At 41.8% G+C, this 16,570-nt stretch carries 25 protein-coding genes; all 25 read right to left on the bottom strand.

Annotated elements, in window-relative coordinates; genetic code table 11:
• Nucleotides 1–48: 48 nt before the first annotated feature.
• Nucleotides 49–588, bottom strand: a complete 540-nt coding sequence (locus OH460_RS25535) for a GNAT family N-acetyltransferase (RefSeq protein WP_269999977.1) — start codon at nucleotides 586–588, stop codon at nucleotides 49–51.
• A gap of 121 nt (nucleotides 589–709) precedes the next feature.
• The gene (locus OH460_RS25530) at nucleotides 710–1,066 is read right to left on the bottom strand and encodes a hypothetical protein (protein WP_269999975.1); all 357 of its coding nucleotides are present in this window, start codon (nucleotides 1,064–1,066) and stop codon (nucleotides 710–712) included.
• A gap of 71 nt (nucleotides 1,067–1,137) precedes the next feature.
• Complete coding sequence (locus tag OH460_RS25525; protein ID WP_116870514.1) at nucleotides 1,138–1,473, bottom strand: 5-carboxymethyl-2-hydroxymuconate Delta-isomerase; 336 nt, start codon at nucleotides 1,471–1,473, stop codon at nucleotides 1,138–1,140.
• Between the two features lie 63 nt (nucleotides 1,474–1,536).
• Nucleotides 1,537–1,971, bottom strand: a complete 435-nt coding sequence (locus OH460_RS25520) for a GNAT family N-acetyltransferase (protein ID WP_269999973.1) — start codon at nucleotides 1,969–1,971, stop codon at nucleotides 1,537–1,539.
• 48 nt (nucleotides 1,972–2,019) lie between these two features.
• Nucleotides 2,020–2,433 (bottom strand): GNAT family N-acetyltransferase, encoded by a 414-nt coding sequence (locus tag OH460_RS25515; RefSeq protein ID WP_269999972.1) that lies wholly within the window; start codon nucleotides 2,431–2,433, stop codon nucleotides 2,020–2,022.
• Nucleotides 2,434–2,442: 9 nt separating this feature from the next.
• Entirely contained in the window at nucleotides 2,443–3,171 is a 729-nt protein-coding gene (locus OH460_RS25510) for a class I SAM-dependent methyltransferase (RefSeq protein ID WP_269999971.1), read from the bottom strand.
• Nucleotides 3,172–3,312: 141 nt separating this feature from the next.
• Complete coding sequence (locus tag OH460_RS25505; RefSeq protein WP_269999970.1) at nucleotides 3,313–3,744, bottom strand: DUF2000 domain-containing protein; 432 nt, start codon at nucleotides 3,742–3,744, stop codon at nucleotides 3,313–3,315.
• An 87-nt stretch (nucleotides 3,745–3,831) separates the two neighbouring features.
• Nucleotides 3,832–4,461 (bottom strand): HAD family hydrolase, encoded by a 630-nt coding sequence (locus OH460_RS25500; protein ID WP_270000014.1) that lies wholly within the window; start codon nucleotides 4,459–4,461, stop codon nucleotides 3,832–3,834.
• 261 nt (nucleotides 4,462–4,722) lie between these two features.
• Nucleotides 4,723–5,445 (bottom strand): riboflavin synthase subunit alpha, encoded by a 723-nt coding sequence (locus OH460_RS25495; RefSeq protein WP_102442712.1) that lies wholly within the window; start codon nucleotides 5,443–5,445, stop codon nucleotides 4,723–4,725.
• Between the two features lie 102 nt (nucleotides 5,446–5,547).
• Nucleotides 5,548–5,979 (bottom strand): NUDIX domain-containing protein, encoded by a 432-nt coding sequence (locus OH460_RS25490; RefSeq protein ID WP_128160712.1) that lies wholly within the window; start codon nucleotides 5,977–5,979, stop codon nucleotides 5,548–5,550.
• 5 nt (nucleotides 5,980–5,984) lie between these two features.
• Nucleotides 5,985–6,593: a pyridoxamine 5'-phosphate oxidase family protein gene (locus tag OH460_RS25485; RefSeq protein ID WP_269999968.1), complete on the bottom strand. Its 609-nt coding sequence runs from the start codon at nucleotides 6,591–6,593 to the stop codon at nucleotides 5,985–5,987.
• Between the two features lie 47 nt (nucleotides 6,594–6,640).
• Nucleotides 6,641–7,030: an HIT family protein gene (locus OH460_RS25480; protein WP_102425898.1), complete on the bottom strand. Its 390-nt coding sequence runs from the start codon at nucleotides 7,028–7,030 to the stop codon at nucleotides 6,641–6,643.
• A gap of 70 nt (nucleotides 7,031–7,100) precedes the next feature.
• On the bottom strand, nucleotides 7,101–7,586 hold the full coding sequence (locus OH460_RS25475) for a GNAT family N-acetyltransferase (RefSeq protein WP_102425897.1): 486 nt from the start codon (nucleotides 7,584–7,586) through the stop codon (nucleotides 7,101–7,103).
• Between the two features lie 349 nt (nucleotides 7,587–7,935).
• A complete protein-coding gene (locus tag OH460_RS25470) occupies nucleotides 7,936–8,385 on the bottom strand; it encodes a DUF3291 domain-containing protein (protein ID WP_008217710.1) in 450 nt (149 codons plus the stop codon).
• Nucleotides 8,386–8,499: 114 nt separating this feature from the next.
• Nucleotides 8,500–9,348, bottom strand: a complete 849-nt coding sequence (locus OH460_RS25465; protein WP_269999967.1) for an NAD-dependent epimerase/dehydratase family protein — start codon at nucleotides 9,346–9,348, stop codon at nucleotides 8,500–8,502.
• Between the two features lie 82 nt (nucleotides 9,349–9,430).
• Complete coding sequence (locus OH460_RS25460; protein ID WP_270000012.1) at nucleotides 9,431–9,889, bottom strand: GNAT family N-acetyltransferase; 459 nt, start codon at nucleotides 9,887–9,889, stop codon at nucleotides 9,431–9,433.
• A gap of 28 nt (nucleotides 9,890–9,917) precedes the next feature.
• Complete coding sequence (locus tag OH460_RS25455) at nucleotides 9,918–10,430, bottom strand: DinB family protein (protein ID WP_008217703.1); 513 nt, start codon at nucleotides 10,428–10,430, stop codon at nucleotides 9,918–9,920.
• A gap of 192 nt (nucleotides 10,431–10,622) precedes the next feature.
• A complete protein-coding gene (locus tag OH460_RS25450) occupies nucleotides 10,623–11,378 on the bottom strand; it encodes an isocitrate lyase/PEP mutase family protein (RefSeq protein ID WP_269999965.1) in 756 nt (251 codons plus the stop codon).
• 142 nt (nucleotides 11,379–11,520) lie between these two features.
• Nucleotides 11,521–12,003, bottom strand: a complete 483-nt coding sequence (locus tag OH460_RS25445; protein WP_269999964.1) for an AAA family ATPase — start codon at nucleotides 12,001–12,003, stop codon at nucleotides 11,521–11,523.
• Nucleotides 12,004–12,024: 21 nt separating this feature from the next.
• The gene (locus OH460_RS25440; RefSeq protein WP_269999963.1) at nucleotides 12,025–12,603 is read right to left on the bottom strand and encodes an HD domain-containing protein; all 579 of its coding nucleotides are present in this window, start codon (nucleotides 12,601–12,603) and stop codon (nucleotides 12,025–12,027) included.
• Between the two features lie 73 nt (nucleotides 12,604–12,676).
• Nucleotides 12,677–13,099: a GNAT family N-acetyltransferase gene (locus tag OH460_RS25435; RefSeq protein ID WP_269999962.1), complete on the bottom strand. Its 423-nt coding sequence runs from the start codon at nucleotides 13,097–13,099 to the stop codon at nucleotides 12,677–12,679.
• A gap of 77 nt (nucleotides 13,100–13,176) precedes the next feature.
• On the bottom strand, nucleotides 13,177–13,530 hold the full coding sequence (locus OH460_RS25430; protein ID WP_269999961.1) for a tRNA-binding protein: 354 nt from the start codon (nucleotides 13,528–13,530) through the stop codon (nucleotides 13,177–13,179).
• 150 nt (nucleotides 13,531–13,680) lie between these two features.
• Nucleotides 13,681–14,559 carry a transglutaminase-like domain-containing protein gene (locus OH460_RS25425; protein ID WP_269999960.1) on the bottom strand — a complete coding sequence of 293 codons (879 nt, stop codon included), beginning with the start codon at nucleotides 14,557–14,559 and terminating at the stop codon, nucleotides 13,681–13,683.
• A 96-nt stretch (nucleotides 14,560–14,655) separates the two neighbouring features.
• Entirely contained in the window at nucleotides 14,656–15,477 is an 822-nt protein-coding gene (locus OH460_RS25420; protein ID WP_269999959.1) for an NAD-dependent epimerase/dehydratase family protein, read from the bottom strand.
• Between the two features lie 84 nt (nucleotides 15,478–15,561).
• On the bottom strand, nucleotides 15,562–16,476 hold the full coding sequence (locus tag OH460_RS25415; protein WP_269999958.1) for an alpha/beta hydrolase: 915 nt from the start codon (nucleotides 16,474–16,476) through the stop codon (nucleotides 15,562–15,564).
• Nucleotides 16,477–16,570 lie beyond the last annotated feature (94 nt).

Below are 16,570 nucleotides of genomic sequence, written 5' to 3'. Positions count from 1 at the left end.
AAGTTTTGTAGTTTTAAGGGCTTTATCAAAGTCCAGCAGAGAAAGTGACTACCCTTTCGTCTGCAGCGTCATTGTTAGCTCAGACACCGACTGACCATCAATTCGATAGTAATCTTCCATTTCGCCGACAACCGTAAACCCCGTTCTCAAATAAAGATTTTTAGCAGGAAGGTTGTTTGACAGTACATTAAGGTCCAGCCAATCAATCGCTTCGCTCTCTCGGCAATATTGAATCGCCACATTCATTAGTTTCGAGCCTAAGCCTTGCTTTCTCACGCTGCTGTCGACACCCATACCAAGTAACACACGGTGAGAGCAGTAATTGCCATTATGATGGCGCAAGTCGATATGGCCACAAATAGCACCATTCGAATCTTTAGCTAACCAAATTTTTCGCCAGCCATTCTCTCCAAACTCAAATTTAAACCCATCAGAAAAGCGAGCCTTATGTGCTTCCGACATTTTACAATCTGACTTTGAGACTGGCTGGAATAGCGGTGTTTCTTCTAATGCGATTTCTGACAATTGTGTATCCAAATACACGAACAAACTCCCTAAATCAGAATGTTGTGCTTCAACTATTTTCATTACTACTCCTATTCCAACTTCGCCTAAAATGGCAGAAATGTTTTGTCGCCTTAGACATTGAATATCGTTAATGCCAAATCTAAAGAATCAACATTAATAAAAACGAGGCCTCACGTATGAGTTAAAACTCGTCTCTGGTATCCCGATAGCCCATATCTGGAAAATCGAAATTAAGATTATTATCGTCTTCCAAGATAAACAGAACACGCCCATTCTCAACGCCCGTTTCATTTCTATCTGAACACCCAAGGAAGAGCTCCCAGTCGAACGCATATTCAAGACGATACTGGTTATGATTCACATGTTGCACACTTTTGATTTTGATTCCGTTGACCACATGTGCCATATCATCGATGTACGACAGGTCTGGAACCAGTTTGTCCTCAAATTTACTCTTATTGTCAGCTAAAAAATCGGCCAGCTCAGAGCATAGAGCTGAGCCATGAACCAAAGGTTGAGATTTATGGATAAACAACATTTCCCAATATTCCTGTAGCGAGGTGGAGTGAAAGCACAAAGATCAGCGTATAAAATGCGACTTCCAGCCTGTTAGACAACGACCTTTCCGTAACTATTTCTGTCCATATCAACCACCTCAACGGTGATCGATGCTCTGCTGAGGGACAAAGACAGCAATTGCGTCATTACTGTTTCAGATAGCATTACTTTGTCGGTGTCACTTCGGCCAGACAATATACGCACAGTCACATGGATAAAATCTTCTCTTTCTGTACCCGTTTGGTAGTTCTCATAAGCGATACTTCGAACTTTGATATCTCGCCCGTCTGCTTCGAATAACTCTGAGTTCAGTGCTCCTAAAAACACTTTACTGTTCAGTTGCTCGGCATTAATTGTCGACGAGTGCTCGATAATACAATGAGGCAAATTTTGCTCCTTAGGTTAACCTAGTTTTAGTTATGTGCTGCTTTTACTGACAAAATAAAACCGTTAGGCGTTACTGTTACCCGAGCTATTAAACGAGTACATCCGCACTTCATCACGTGGAAACCAGCCTAACTTTTCATAGAATTTTTGAGCGTTAATATTATCGTTATACACGAATAAATGTGTCTTGGGGACACCTACTCCAGCCAATGCGTTAACCGCTTCAGTTACTAGTTGGCAACCTAGATTTTGTCCTCTAAATTCAGTACTTACCGCTAGATGCTGCAAATAGCCGCGACGGCCATCCGTCCCAACTAAAACCGCACCAACAACGCCTTGTTTGGACTCTGCAACGAAGCTCAAGCCAGGGTTGCGCTCGAGGTAAGTCGCAATACTCTGTTTTGAATCTGCATCGCGAATACTCATACCTTCGGTTTGGCACCATAGGTTAATCACAGAGTCATAGTCGGCGATGCACATCTCTCTAATCTTAATCACTTCACTTTCCTTGTGTTTCTTTGTGTTCGTCCTTGGTTTATATGATTACTACGTTAGCGACTTAGTAAGGAACGCTAATGATGAATCTAGAGGGTAATTCTCAAGCACCATTTGGCATTGGTAGCCATGCTTCTCATAAAAAGGTTTAGCTTGGAAACTTAACGTGTCGACTAATGATGACGTACAGCCTTGGGACTGTGCGTACTCTTCTAATCGTTGCAGTAACTGGCTGCCTACCTGCTTTCCTCGCATTGAGTCATCGACCCAAAGAAACTTGATTAATAGCCAGTTTCCCCAAAGATCCGCAATAACACCACCGACCTTAACATCCCCTTCCATGGCGTAATAACCGACTTGAGATTTAGGTATGCCTTCAAGAAACGGCGTATTGTGTTTAATTAGACCAGCGCGAACTTCGCTGATATCACTATCTGAAGGCTCGGTATCTAACGTGTATTCCATTAATTTTTCCTAAACCGGAGATGTCGAAACATTAACTTGATACGTGGAGAAGTATGTATCAACAAAAATTGTATGACGTTCGTTCATTTCACTCAAAGCATTCACTACCGCGCCAAACGCGTGATTAGGACCATAGTGTTCGGACAGTGCCGAGTAACGTCTTGATGATGAGAACAAGACATGAGCGAGTTGCTCTGAACTCACCTCTAACGTAATTGTTCCTTGGCTAACTTGTTGTTCGACCATGCTATTACTTCCTTCGAAGTTCTCAGCGTGATTGTAAGTTGAAATTCTAAAAGGAAGCGTAACGCCAAGTGACTCAAGATGTTCGTCGAGCAGAACTTCAAAATCATAAGCAATCACCCAAGCATTGTTTCGACAGACTCGAACAATCTCATCGATCAATGCTTCAGATTTTGCATAAGATAACGAACCAGCAAACGAGACAACATCGACCGAGTTATTGTCCAAAGGAATATTGTCGCCAATACCTTGGAGGTAACTTAAACCTTCAACACGACTTGCCTGTGCGAGCATCGCGCTACTTGGATCAATACCAATCACACGGCTGCAAAACTTAATAAGTGCTTCACACGAAACGCCGGTACCACAACCTATATCCAAACCTAGTTCGAAAACAGTGTCATTAGGAAGGGCGACGCCTAGGATTTCTTGGTGAATTGGAGGGCGATACGCCGCATAGTGTTTAGAAATTTCGTCACTGTATTCATCGCTCATGCCGAATCTACTCCATGAAAATGACCAACATCGAATAATACTTCTTAGTATCTTAGACTGGTAAAACTAGCACTAAATCATTGTTATTTAAATGCATAGCCTACTTGCTGCTGGAGGTATTGAGCGTTGTAACACAAAGGCCTATTTATACAGACTGAACTTTTTCGTAAATTCGCGCAGAACATCGGTGTCGCCGAACAAACAGACCCCGAGGTATTCCAAATCCGCTTCTTTGGTTTCACTGGTTCTCTGCTGTTGTGCGACTGAGCCACCTTCAATCATGGTACTCGTAAAATCGGTAAAGGGAATGCCACGATTAATCGCCTCTTCACGCACCTTTCTAAGCTTATTAGAGTTGTCAGCTTTCAATACAATATAAGGATAATGAGACAAATTAGGGTGAGTGCTGCCGTCCATATCTTGATAATTAACGTAACAAGTTTGATCCTCATTCAATTGATTAGAAAGACCAACGCTTAAGTGACCGAGTACGTTGAGCGTTCTTCCTAAATCCATCTTCTTACTCAACACTGCTATAAATCGTTTTTGGTTTTCATCTGGCAAAGTGCTCACAGCACCTCCTTTCGTTCCTAATCACAATCCTCATACAACGTATTACTGAGCAAATAAAATTGCAAGGCACACTATAGTGCTAGATGCTTAAAGAGACATTTCTTCATATGTATTGATGATTTTTATGGTGTCACTCAGGTCATTCTTTCCATTGAACTCGTGCTGGATTGCAACAACATCACAACCACTTGCTTTACCTGCTTTGATACCTGCAGCTGAATCTTCAAACACAATAGTCTGTTCTGGTGAAGCGTTAAGCCCCGACAAAGCAAGATGGTATGCTTCGGGATCTGGCTTATGCTTAGTCACATGTTCCTGTGTGATAACTAGGTCAAAGGTATCTTCAAGCTTTAACGAGGTTAAGATATTTTCAACCATCCAAGTTGCCGCAGAGCTCACCACACCACATTTTTTGCCAGCAAGTTTCAAACTTTCGAGATAAGCCTTAGCACCATCATTCAGTTCAAGTTGCTCACCTAGCATTCGCTCATAGTGTGAACGAAAAGCTAGAGTAAACTCAGACAAACTTGGAGCGATATCAGCATGCTTGAAAAAGTGGTTTGTCACCACCTGCCAACTTTCTCCCATCACCTCTTTGTAAATATTGTGGTCTACGGTTGCACCATAATCTAGACATGCTAATGCGAGAGCCTTGCCTTTTAGTGGTTCTGAATTAACCAATGTACCGTCCATATCAAATAGGTACACTTCATACATTTTCAATTTACTCTCCCTGTATCATTTGCTCATCATTGTCTTTCTAATTGTCGCTAATCTTCGAGCTGAGGGTGTCATCTTCCCAATACTCCAAGGTATAGAATTGCTCGTCGCGCATGGGAGACCAAGGAGCTAAATGGCATCGATTTTCTAGATGATATTGTAAAAGCGATGCCGCGTGTTGCTTACCCATTGCTACAATCTGAGTTCGTGTCGTTTCTAACATTTCAAGTGCTCATATTTTTGGCGTACCAATCCGCATTACTTTGGTTCGTTTGAGCAACCCAATGTATTAGGCTTATAACCCAATGCATCTAAATCGATACCTTGCTCTGACAGTAACTTCTCAAATAAAGGCAATAATGGACCTAAGTTTTCATTTAAAGTATCACGCACCGTGTCGACAACAACTTGAGTACCACGCTCGATTTCGATATTGACGAAGTTACCCACTGATTTCGATGAGAAGACGGTCATTCGACGGGTTTCTGGGATCAGCCAAACCTCAAACCACCCTTCGACTTTATTAACGTCAGAAACGGTTAAGCTTGCCCCATTGATTGCAATATAACCTTTTGGGAATACATATCTTTTCCACTCATCAGGAAGAGCTAAGCGCACGCAGTAGTTATCTTCAATTTCGGATATTTGGATAATCGCGACATTAAAATCAACGTGACCAGAAAGTGGGTGACCGCCAATTTCAGCACCGTCTCTGGCCGCCCTCTCAGCATTCACTGATTGACCAACTTCATAATTGCTTAGCGTCGTAATTAATAGGCTTTGCAGCATGACGTCAAACTTTACCCGAACATCTGACAGCAACTCAGTGACGGTTAAACACACGCCATCAATTGCGATACTGGCACCAATTTCCAAATCGTGACAAAAGCCTGTTGGAAACTCTATGACAAACGTTCTTATTCCGTTGTTATCGCTGACTTCAGCAATGTTAGCAACGGTTTGTACAATACCTGTAAACATATCTTCCCTGTTATTGTGTTTAGTGTTGGCACAACGTGACGTTTGACTAATACCCAACGCCACTAGCCTAAATGAAAAGTCTGTTACTCGACACAAAACTGCTTACGCACAAAGCTTGGGTTGGTTAATCTCAGGCTTTATGTTTTTTGTAAGCGCGGTGTCATTCAATTGTTGAGTGATTAAGTAAGTTATTGGTGTGCAATTTTCGGGTAGCTCATCACGGTCAAACCAACGCAACTCTTGGCATAAATGGGGCTCTGCATTCTGTATGTCGCCAGCCCATTCATGGCATAGGTAGAAATAGTGACAAATGGGTAGCTCTGGGTCAGAGACAATCGCGAACAATGCTAAGTTACCAACGTCAACTGCGACCTCTTCTCGCGCTTCTCGCTCTGCTGCGGTTCTAGGCAACTCCCCTTGCTCTATTCTTCCGGAAGGAAATCCCCAGTATTGGTCGAACGCTTCTGTGTTTTGACGAAAGCCGAGTAGGAACTTAGAGCCCGACACAAAGATAATTTGGACTACATTCTTCATGAGTATCACAGTGTCGATTGGTAATATTTGACCATATCGTCTTGATTGATCGCTTGGCCTTCTAGGCTCTGTTGATCTTTCATGATCTGTGCCAGTGAAGGCAGAATAGAACGCTCAACTTTAAACGTATCAGACCAAAGCTTGCCTCTCATTACCGCCTTGGCACAATGAAAGTACATAGACTCTACAGCGATTTTAATCACGACTTTTGGGGCTTTCTTCCCGTCAGGACAAGCGGCAAGCAAATTTGGATCGGTATGGATGCTCGCTTTACCTTTAAGACGTACCACTTCATCAATCCCATTAACCATCAGCAGTAATCCAACTTCAGGGTTGTTGATGATGTTTTTTAAACCATCAATTCGATTGTTTCCCGAACTATCAGGTATTAGGACCGTAGACTCATCGACAACCTTAATAAAACCGGGCTCGCCGCCTTTTGGAGACAAATCGCCAAATCCGTGCGAGTCTGTCGTCCCCAACACCGCGAAATGGCAATGATTGATCAAAGTAATCGCATGGGCATCCAGTGCTGGAAGTACTTTATTTTGAGCCCTTTTACTCGGCTCGGCATAAAGCTCATTTAATTGTTCTAATGTTTTTATTTCACTCATTGTTAAGCCTTTTCGTGCACTTTTGTGCATCTAGTTCTTACTATAAATTACAAGTGTTTTAATGACTCGCGCAGTTTCTCCATACTTTGGATACCGAGTTCACTACTCTGCCAACCGAACTGATCGCCCTCAAATCTTGGAAAGATATGCAGGTGGTAATGAGACAACTCATTAAACTCACCGTTATTTTGCAAGAATGAAATACCATCAGGTTTAAACGCCTCTTCAATACGTCTATATACCTGCCTAGCGACAAAATGAATTTCAGTAAGAACACCTTCTGGTAGATCGATATAGTTGGTGTACGGATGTGTCGGACAAATCAAAATATGCCCAAAGTTGATAGGATTGTGGTCAGCAAAAGCAATCACGTCATCGGATTCATAAACGATGACAGCCTCCATTTCGCGACGAACAATTTTTTCGACTATTGTCATTTAAAATCTCCAGGTTTCAGTTTTGAGCATTAACCTTTTTAAAGAGCTATCAGCAATACATCCCGCCTAATTACTTTTTAAGTGATTTGTACATGATATAACTGCTCACTGCCCCTAATTGAGGATGCTTATAGGCCTTGGGAATCGATCCGATAATACTAAAACCGAGCCTTTCCCAAAGCTTGATTGCCGTTTTGTTCGTCGACACGACACTGTTGAATTGCATCGCCTCAAAGCCTAACTCAATCGCAACTTGTTGGGAGTGTTCGCACAAAGACCGCGCGATTCCCTGCCCCCTGGCCTCTTCGGAAACCATATAACCACAGTTACAAATATGACCGCTTGGACCCATTGCATTAGGCTTTATATAGTACGAGCCTAAAACAACGTCATTCTCGGTATAGACATAAGTTTTTGATGGCTGTTCACACCAAACCGAAAAGGCTTGTTCCATCGTCATTTCTGGATCGAATGCATAGGTTTCTTGTGCTTGAATCACAGCCGAGAAAGTAGGCCAAAATGACTCAAAGTCAGATTTAGACATTTCCCTGATCATGAATTTCCTCCTAAACCAAATTTATGGCAACACGGATTCTACTACCGCCAAGTTGACACATTGATGTGGTACTTATTTATCGGAGGCGCCCTGTTAATAATTAGTATGTTACAAAAGGAGAACACAGCAGCAAAAGGTCAAACTGAGTGGTTAAAAGAAGTTATAAACCTTCGCTAACTGGCTAATACATTTCCGTAACGTACTGACTACCATAGCAAATATGCCTCCAGTCCGGATAGATGCGGAAGTGCGTAGTGATACACATTATTAACAAAGAGCTACTAGAGATAAAATGTTTTATAACCCAGTTGTTGAGGTAAGCCGAGCACTCACAAGCTCCGACAGCAGACTATCTTGGTGCCTCTTCCTCAGTGAAGTTTGTTTTGAAGGTAAATGCGTAAGGAGAGTCTCCCACTTCTCTCAGGTGCTCTAAACGTTCAATCGCTTCATCAAGGGTTGGGATGTGATCATCCTTAACCCACCAAAGCACATACGTGTCTTCCGCTAAGCGATGAAACCATTCGCCTTTTCTTCGCATAAAGTCGCGGTGGTGAGTACGAAACATGAAGTTCTTTAACGCGTCGACCGATTCCCAGACAGACATATTGACGATCATATTCGGGTCATCAAACGCTTTTATGTTGGTTGCATCGCCAGATTCATCTTTGAGACGCCACACAAACCCTTCACTACTTTCAGCAATGCCATTTACCAATTCCAAATTATCGACGAAGTCTTTAATCTCTGGTGCGTCTAAAGGGTATTTCGCGAGTGCGATATTTAATTGAGCGAGTTTCACAATACTTCTTCCTTGAATGATTATGATGGAAATAAAGAACGCTTCATTGAGTAATAGCTGAGGCGATTCGCTAACCTTAACTTGTCACTGATGCTTAACACTGTAACACGGCAACTACCTGGTCGTTCTACAATTAATTTTGGTACACAAACTTGTTATGTAGTCGCTAATAAGTTCTGTCGATTCGAATAAAGGGCTAACTGGAAGAGTGAGATTTAATCGTTCTATATCTGCTGCATCACGGCCCTTCAGTCTCGCAAATTCACTCCAAGAACATTTGTCGACTTTTTCAATAACGTTTGATTCAAATAAGAGTTGAGCAAACTGTTCTGGGCTATACCCCTTAGTTTCTGCAATAAAGTGCTGCGTTTCCGAAGTTGGCTTTAAGACCAAAAGTAAATAAAATTTGGCGACATCATAAACGTGCACGTATTGATTGTTCCCTGTCGACGGAACAGCAACTTGAACCGTTTGTTCAGTAAGAGACTCGACAATTCGCTTTAATTGGCATTTGTCACCGCCATACACCAAGCTTGGGCAGTACACAATATTCCAGTTTGAACTCATCGCATGTTCGATTGTTCTTACGTCTAACTCAACGGCTGTGAGGGGGTTAAGTCTAAACTCTTTAAGATCTTGGTGAGATGCACGGCCAAATAACCAAACTCCCGAGGTGTGAATCTTTATTGCATTTTCACTTGCAAAATTATCAAGCTGCTTGATTAGCCTGGATTCAATATCGACAATTTCACTTGCTGAATACTCTGCCCAATGAGGACGCGCGCAGTTGATAATCACATCAAAGTAATTTTCATACCCTGTCGATACGTTTTTAGAATGAACCGAGCAAGGAACAACACCATTGTCCCTACAGTACCGAAAGACCTCCAAGCCACTTTCTACGAACACTTTATGAACGTGGCGACCAATATAACCACTGGTGCCTGATATCAAAACTCTCATTCGTTCCCTCAATTAAGTGCCAAGCCTTAGGCTTCTAACACTGGTAATTTATTTTACGAAAAAGCTTACATGACATCTGCGATTAGAAGTATCTAGGCAGGGTCCCTTTAAATGCCCTACCATCACTCGTAATGTACATGCAGTCAGAACCTTCAGTCACTGTAAACCCTAACCGCCTATAAAACGTTTTGTCGATATCACTATGTAAGAACAACACCGTATTATTTTGATTCTGGAGTAACTCATTCTTTATCATGTTAATTAACTTTGAAGCATAGCCTTTGCCTCTTAGCTCTGGAGGTGTAGCAACGGAACCAAGCCCGCAGCTACCATCTTCAAGACCAAACACTCCCTGATAAACAATCAAGGAAGATAAGATTTTTTGATGTTCAATAAGCACATACCAAGTTCCCTTCTGATACTTATCACTTTTATTACAACAAGCTAGATACTCATCGACAGATGCGGAACCTCCCCATACATCAAAACCCATAAGATAAATATCATCTAACTCATGCGTGTCTGCAGTTCTTAAAGTCATCATATTGAATTCCCAAATTCACTTACTGCTATTTTTCTTTCAACACCGCGCTACCTCTGCGTGTCGGCTCCGCGAGATGAAGGTAACGGGTAAATGTGTCCTTTGGGCGTTCTAAATTGTTTTCAGCTAACACTCTAGAAGCCATGCCTCTGTGGTTATTACCGTGTGTGAGCAAGTGGAGAAGGACTTCTTCAACAGACATTGTCCCTATATCACCATCTATGAAGTTAAACTGAATGACTTTCTCTAACTCATCTTTTGAGGCTGACATTGCATACTGCACTAACCGAGTATCGTTATGAGCCATTCGCTCACGTAGCTCTGAAAAGGAAGGCGTTTCAACCGTATTATCAGCAGTGTATTTTTCCGGTTCTCCTAGGATTCGACTTGTAAAAAGACTATCCACTACAGTCGTATGATTCAGAATTCTTAAGAAAAATATGCCATCATTTTCCGGCAGTTTTGAAAATTGTCTCTCTCCAAAGTCGAGTAGCTGACTATTTGCCCATTTTTTGTATTCAAATGCTTTAGCAAACTGCATTTATTTGTCCTTTTTGGTTTGATTGACTCCCGTGCATTAAGAATTCCATAACCTTTGAAATCAAGCGAATCAACTGTGGAGTTTTAAAGTCCCAACTCTTATCCGCGCACGGGAACGGGGTCACACTTGGTTTGAAAACAAGTGCTGTAGCTTAAAGTTCCGATCGCTTGCACCCTATTTAGGGTTGCGGTATCAAAATAATGTTCTAAATGATTGCTCACGTTTTATGGTTATCAGGTTCTTTTGCAATGAGGAAAGCATCGCTTCGTACAAGAAATTACCCATACTGATGCGCTTCACGCCAAGAGCCTCTAACTCTTTAAAATTTGGTAATTCAGGAACACACATGACATTTATGGGCAACAACGTGCTATTTACAACGGCTTTGATATCATCGGTTCCTTTGATACATGGAAGAAAAACTCCATCAGCACCTGCTTGCTGATAAGCTTGGATTCTCTTGATGCTCTCCTCTAGAGGCTCTTTTACATTCATTAAAAATGTATCAATCCGGACATTAATGAACACTTCTAGGTTGGCTTTGTTAAGCATGCTTTTAACTTTTCTCAACGTTTGCGAGAACATCATCAAATCACAAAGTCGCCTCTCACGATTAACGACTACGCTATCTTCTATATTGATTCCGACCACGCCAACATTCACCAACTCAGCAATATTTTCATAGATTGCCTGCGGCGTATCTCCGTAACCTGATTCAATATCCACGCTCAGAGGTAGATCTGTTGCCTGTGCAATAGCTTTTACCGCCGATAGTATCTCTTCAAATTCGATATTTTCACCATCATCAAGCCCGTGACTGCGTGCAATCGCTGCACTCGATGTCCCAATCGCTAAAAAGCCGGTTTGCTCTGCAATTAAGGCGCTTGCTACATCCCAAACATTACAAATAACGAGTGGTTTTGATTCGGTATGCATTGTCTTAAACATGTCTGATACTCCTTAAAGTGTTTTGGTTTCAGACATAGGCTAGCAACAGGCATAACAAAGAACTCGCCAGTTTCGGAAGTGAATAGTAAATTTATACCCCAGACTCTTTATGTACCGAACAAACAATAAGGCTATCGAATATCTACTCGGAGGGGGGCTTTACCCAAACCACATTTTCATTTGAGGTTGGTATTTCAAACCAAGACCAGAACAACGCTAGCATATCAGGCGTCATTTCATACGACTTTCCGTTCAGATCTGCGTTGCGCTTCAATGCCCTCTGCTTACATGTGTCAAACGATACATCGAGATAATGAACTTCACTTTCAACACCAGCAGTCGATGCCCAAGTTATAAAAGCATCGCGATCTGCTTTATTCCAAAAACCAAAATCGAAAATAACAGGGACATCGAGAGAAAACAGCTGAAGCGCAGATTCTTTAAACAAGTCTTGTAGCGTAGCGAGCCGTTTATCGAACACATCGCGCTCCATGTGCTCGCCATATAGAGGAATCATCCACTCATCAATCGAGAAACGAAAAGCGCTATGTTTGTCTGCAAGCTGCTTGGAATAAGTCGTTTTACCGGAACCAATGAAACCACATACGAAATAGATTTTAGCCATAATTCCTCGTTATCTTAGTCTTTAAAGCGTGTTGTTTGCAGATGCTAAAGCTTCTGTGTCTTTATCTATAATTTTGCGTATCGAAGCTGTGAGTTCATTGTTGTCAGTGTATTTTCTGCCATAAGACAAATTGAACCCATAATCAAAGTCATCTGGGTTTTGCCCTTGAGTATGCTGTAGCAAGGTTTCAATTTTATCGAGAGCTTTAGCTAACTTTGCTTCTTCCGATGACGCGTTTTCGTATTCATCCCAAAGCGTAAGAATATCTTGTTGCAAGTTATCAGGAAGAGGCGCAATCAACGTAATCAGATCACGCCTTTCCTGCTCTCCCTTATTCGAACCTTCTACTTGATCGATGGCGGCAATATCACCACCAATGGCCTCACCCAAATCGTGAATGATGCACATCTTTATCAGTTTGAGCGAATCAATATGTGGGTACTGCTCTGAGAACATCATTACCATCAAACATAAACGCCAAGTGTGTTCAGCGGTACTTTCATGTCGACCATTTGAAGTACGAGCTGTTCGCAATGTGTTCTTAAGCTGCTCAGCACCTCTTAAAAACTCCAAGACGCCTTCTATTTCTATATTTTTCATCACATTATTTCCGGTGAATTCATAGAGCACTTGTTGCCAAGGGTGAAGACCTACATTTAACACCAACAGTTAGCTAGAAGAGCTTTTTCGACATGTTGTAAAATCTGTCATCAGCGCTATCTACTACAAAGCCCACTCTTTCATAAAGTCGGAATGCAGGGCTAATTTTAAAGACTCGTAACTTAAGTCGATTTACACCAGCCTCAACCGCTAAGCGCTCACACTCCGTAAAGGCAAGTGCACCTAGCCCTTTACCTTGGTGTTGCTCACTGACCTGTAAGTCTCGAATGTAACAACTGTCATCATCAAAGACTAAGCGGATAGCACCAGCGATTTCGCCGTTGAGCATTACGTCTAAGTTAGTTAAATCGCGAATTTGCTCTTCGATCTTCAAGCAATCCCATTCGACCGAGTATTGCTCATAGTAAGAACGCATATTTAAAAAAGTCATCTTCGCCGAAGCGGATAGATCTTTTGTTTGTTGATAAGAAACCACTGAACCTCCTTACATCCAATCAAATTGCAGACTAGGCTGTTACCTTAAATCACTTAGCCATAAGCTCTGATGCGAGTTTACCCTGCTCTGGCACCGTTCGGCATTTCATTTTCTGGGCAAGCTAAACATGGCTGTAATTTGTCTTCATAGCCGATATCAAACAACATACCCTGAGACACTTCACCAGCCATCTTACGTTCAGGTAGGTTAACAACGAACAATGCTTGCTTACCTTCTATTTCCTTCGGGTTTTCACGCTCTTGCTTTATGCCAGCCAAGATCGAACGCTTATGGTCACCAAAGTCGACCGTCAACTTCATCAGCTTATCGGATTTAGCAACGTCGGAAACCTCAATGATTAAACCCACACGAATATCGACTTTTGCAAAGTCATCAAATGTGATTTCATCTTTAATTGGAGCGTGTTTCATGCATCTGTCCTCAAATATATTCGGAACGTATAAAGGTACATCAAGTAATGAATAGTACTACGGTCTAACATAAAGCACTGTGCCATAAACACAAAACCCTAGGATGGGTTGAAAATGTCGAGTTATTACAGTGTTATACAAATTATGCGGCTACAACGAAGCATAGAGCTCAGTTAACGTCGGGAACTTAGAGCAATCCCAATCACTTGGAAGCTTTATTTCACTACACGACTTAACTAACTCAACAGCTTTGGCGCTATCTGAAGAGCAACTGACCTCCGCAAGTTCATCCAGCAAAGTTAGTTCAGATTCTCCAGAAATTGGGCTAATGAATTTAGGCAGTATGCCCCACCCTGTATCCCATGTGTGCATTTCAAATTTTGATAATGCATACAAGTCTCTAATGAGGTTCCCTTTGATAAACGCTAAACCTTTAAAATCTCGAAAACCAAAACTATCAGCAGACTCCACGTTTTCACGGCATAACTTCCAAGCCTGGCCTGCCACTATAAAGTTTGTTGACGGTACATCACACGGATCAAATTCAAACTGCAACACTTGTCGGTGAACGTCGTCTAGCTGAGCATCCACGGATATCCACCCTTTCCCTTCGTTCCAATACTCACATACCCAGTGATCTTCAAAATGGTTTTGAGCTAAATAAGTCGCAAACCCACTCCTTAGCCGAGCTGGTACGCCTTTCGCCCTCAAAATAGCGCAAACCAGCAGGGAAAAGTCTCTACAAATACTGATAACTCTGTGGTTTGGCTTCTTAAACGTATGAGAAGGCTCAGCTGATTTCAACATTGCTAAAGAGACTAAATCTTTAGCATGCCGAGTCTGCATTTCCTTCAGTTTGTTTAGCGGGTCAGACTCAACACCATAGTGTTCAAGCCAATACGAGTGAATAAGGTTACCTTGAACAAACTTACATATACCCGCTATATCATCAGGTACCTTACTGATATCAAGTAGATCATTAGGGAGATCTGTAAACTCCGTATTATTTATATAGTCGTTGATAACCATTGTTTAAGCCTATGTGGATATGCGCGTATATATGGCGTCTAGTTATGATGTGAGGTATGAAATGCCATGCATTACGAATCAATTTTGTTCAGTTTGTTATGTATAATTTTCTATGTACTTCCTCAATGACTCTGTCGGTTCAAACAAAGGACTAATTGGAAGGTAAAGATTTAGCTTTTCAATTTCGGCTGCCGAAGCGCCATGTTGTCTCTCAAATTCACGCCAACTGATCTTATGAACCCGCTTTACGATTTGACAGTCTAGTAACAGCTGGGAAAAAGCCTCAGGACTATACCCTTCAATCTCTGCAATAAAATGTTGTATAGCGGGACGTTTACCTCGAACTAGTGCCAAATAAAATTTAGCGATGTCATCAACATGGATATATTGGTTATTGCCTTTAGATGGTATCGCTATTTGGAGAGTCTGGTCGGATAAAGAATCTACAATTCGCTTTAGCTGGCAGTTTTCACCACCATAAACCAAACTAGGACAGTAAACGACATACCACTTTTTCTTGATAGCGTCGCCTATTGTAACCGTGTCCGGTTTCACCACCTCTAGAGGCCTAAGCCTAAACTCTTTGAGGTCATGGCACGAAGCATTACCGAATAGCCAAACACCCGATGTGTGGATTTTTGTCGCTCCTTCAGCTGCGAATCTATCCAACTGAGTTAGCAGCTTGGACTCTAAATCAGCTATTTCCTCCGGAGCAAATTCTGACCAATGTGGGCGAGCACAATTTATAACGATATCAAAGTAACCGAAGAAATCTGATGGAACTTGGTTAAGCCTCTGAATAGAAGATAAGACACCGCGAGCCCTGCTGTATGTCGAAACTTCAAAGCCACATTCGACAAACAACTTAGTCACGTGGCTACCAATATACCCATTAGATCCTGCTATCAGTACTTTCATTCTTTCTTTAGCTCTCGATTACACAAAACACTTGGAACCAAAACTGCCAAGCGTTGCGAATCCATCTTGAGCAGTTTGTTATATCTAGTTTTTTATTTGGTTTGAAATTGAAGTGATACAGCGTTTTGCCGAATTACAAACGCCGGACAACTGAAAGAAACCATGAATCACACCCAAATAACGCTCGCAGTAAGCCTCTACGCCTTGTGAAAGCATCAACTTGTATAAGTGCTCACCCTCATCACGTAGCGGGTCAAACTCCGCGGTAATAATAGTTGTGATGGGCAAACCGCTGAAGTCTCTGTTTAAAAGGTTGAGCTCTGGCTCAACAATTTCTTTAGAGCTACAATTCGCGTATAACTCGAAACCAGAAAGAAGCATATTTGCCGTTATAATATAATCTGAACCATTTTCTCTGTAACTTTTCGAATTGCTTGTTGGATCCAGCATTGGATAAATAAGAATTTGCTGACAAGGCAACCACAGCTCTAGCTTTTTCAATCTAAGCGTCGTAGCCAAAGCTAATTGCCCTCCGGCGCTATCGCCTACAAATACTAATTGCTCTGAATCACCACCATACTTGTGCGCTTGCTCCTTAATACCGAGTACAGCTTGGTATACATCATCATGTGCTGCTGGGTAAGCATGTTCAGGAGCAAGCCTGTATTGAATGCAAATAACTATCGAGTTGGATAGAAGAGCAATTTGTCTTAGCTGAGCATCATGTGTACCAAAGCCACCACTGATGAAACAGCCTCCATGAAAGTAGACTGTTATAGGTAAGTTGACTTCATCTGTAGGCTTGTAAATCTTTACCGGAATACTATTAATTACATCTAAGTATTCGCTTTCAATTTTAGGACTTTCACCAGCTAATACAGTGCTACCAATATAGCCAGCCCGGCGATCAGCGATTGTTTGTGCTGAAGGGCAAGGTTTACCATTAGATTGAAATTCTTCGACTAGCTCCCTGATACCAGCTTCTAAGTACTTGGTCATTTTATAACTCTATAACTAAAAAACCGGTGAATAGTATACCAACACAAAGGCATGTACATCCATACAGTGATGAATGTGTGATGTAAATTAGATA

This window comes from Vibrio sp. Makdt (assembly GCF_027587015.1).
GTDB lineage: Bacteria > Pseudomonadota > Gammaproteobacteria > Enterobacterales > Vibrionaceae > Vibrio > Vibrio chagasii_B.
This window is presented reverse-complemented; position numbering and strand designations above follow the sequence as displayed.

Bases quoted from the DNA above. Each gene is read 5' to 3' on its own strand.
- OH460_RS25495 (WP_102442712.1), bottom strand. From the start codon at position 5,445: ATGTTTACAGGTATTGTACAAACCGTTGCTAACATTGCTGAAGTCAGC.
- OH460_RS25475 (WP_102425897.1), bottom strand. From the start codon at position 7,586: ATGATCAGGGAAATGTCTAAATCTGACTTTGAGTCATTTTGGCCTACT.
- OH460_RS25460 (WP_270000012.1), bottom strand. From the start codon at position 9,889: ATGACTTTAAGAACTGCAGACACGCATGAGTTAGATGATATTTATCTT.
- OH460_RS25500 (WP_270000014.1), bottom strand. From the start codon at position 4,461: ATGTATGAAGTGTACCTATTTGATATGGACGGTACATTGGTTAATTCA.
- OH460_RS25420 (WP_269999959.1), bottom strand. From the start codon at position 15,477: ATGAAAGTACTGATAGCAGGATCTAATGGGTATATTGGTAGCCACGTG.
- OH460_RS25530 (WP_269999975.1), bottom strand. From the start codon at position 1,066: ATGTTGTTTATCCATAAATCTCAACCTTTGGTTCATGGCTCAGCTCTA.
- OH460_RS25535 (WP_269999977.1), bottom strand. From the start codon at position 588: ATGAAAATAGTTGAAGCACAACATTCTGATTTAGGGAGTTTGTTCGTG.
- OH460_RS25415 (WP_269999958.1), bottom strand. From the start codon at position 16,476: ATGACCAAGTACTTAGAAGCTGGTATCAGGGAGCTAGTCGAAGAATTT.
- OH460_RS25430 (WP_269999961.1), bottom strand. From the start codon at position 13,530: ATGAAACACGCTCCAATTAAAGATGAAATCACATTTGATGACTTTGCA.
- OH460_RS25480 (WP_102425898.1), bottom strand. From the start codon at position 7,030: ATGACAATAGTCGAAAAAATTGTTCGTCGCGAAATGGAGGCTGTCATC.
- OH460_RS25450 (WP_269999965.1), bottom strand. From the start codon at position 11,378: ATGTTTAAGACAATGCATACCGAATCAAAACCACTCGTTATTTGTAAT.
- OH460_RS25425 (WP_269999960.1), bottom strand. From the start codon at position 14,559: ATGGTTATCAACGACTATATAAATAATACGGAGTTTACAGATCTCCCT.
- OH460_RS25440 (WP_269999963.1), bottom strand. From the start codon at position 12,603: ATGAAAAATATAGAAATAGAAGGCGTCTTGGAGTTTTTAAGAGGTGCT.
- OH460_RS25490 (WP_128160712.1), bottom strand. From the start codon at position 5,979: ATGAAGAATGTAGTCCAAATTATCTTTGTGTCGGGCTCTAAGTTCCTA.
- OH460_RS25515 (WP_269999972.1), bottom strand. From the start codon at position 2,433: ATGGAATACACGTTAGATACCGAGCCTTCAGATAGTGATATCAGCGAA.
- OH460_RS25445 (WP_269999964.1), bottom strand. From the start codon at position 12,003: ATGGCTAAAATCTATTTCGTATGTGGTTTCATTGGTTCCGGTAAAACG.
- OH460_RS25465 (WP_269999967.1), bottom strand. From the start codon at position 9,348: ATGAGAGTTTTGATATCAGGCACCAGTGGTTATATTGGTCGCCACGTT.
- OH460_RS25485 (WP_269999968.1), bottom strand. From the start codon at position 6,593: ATGAGTGAAATAAAAACATTAGAACAATTAAATGAGCTTTATGCCGAG.
- OH460_RS25455 (WP_008217703.1), bottom strand. From the start codon at position 10,430: ATGCAGTTTGCTAAAGCATTTGAATACAAAAAATGGGCAAATAGTCAG.
- OH460_RS25510 (WP_269999971.1), bottom strand. From the start codon at position 3,171: ATGAGCGATGAATACAGTGACGAAATTTCTAAACACTATGCGGCGTAT.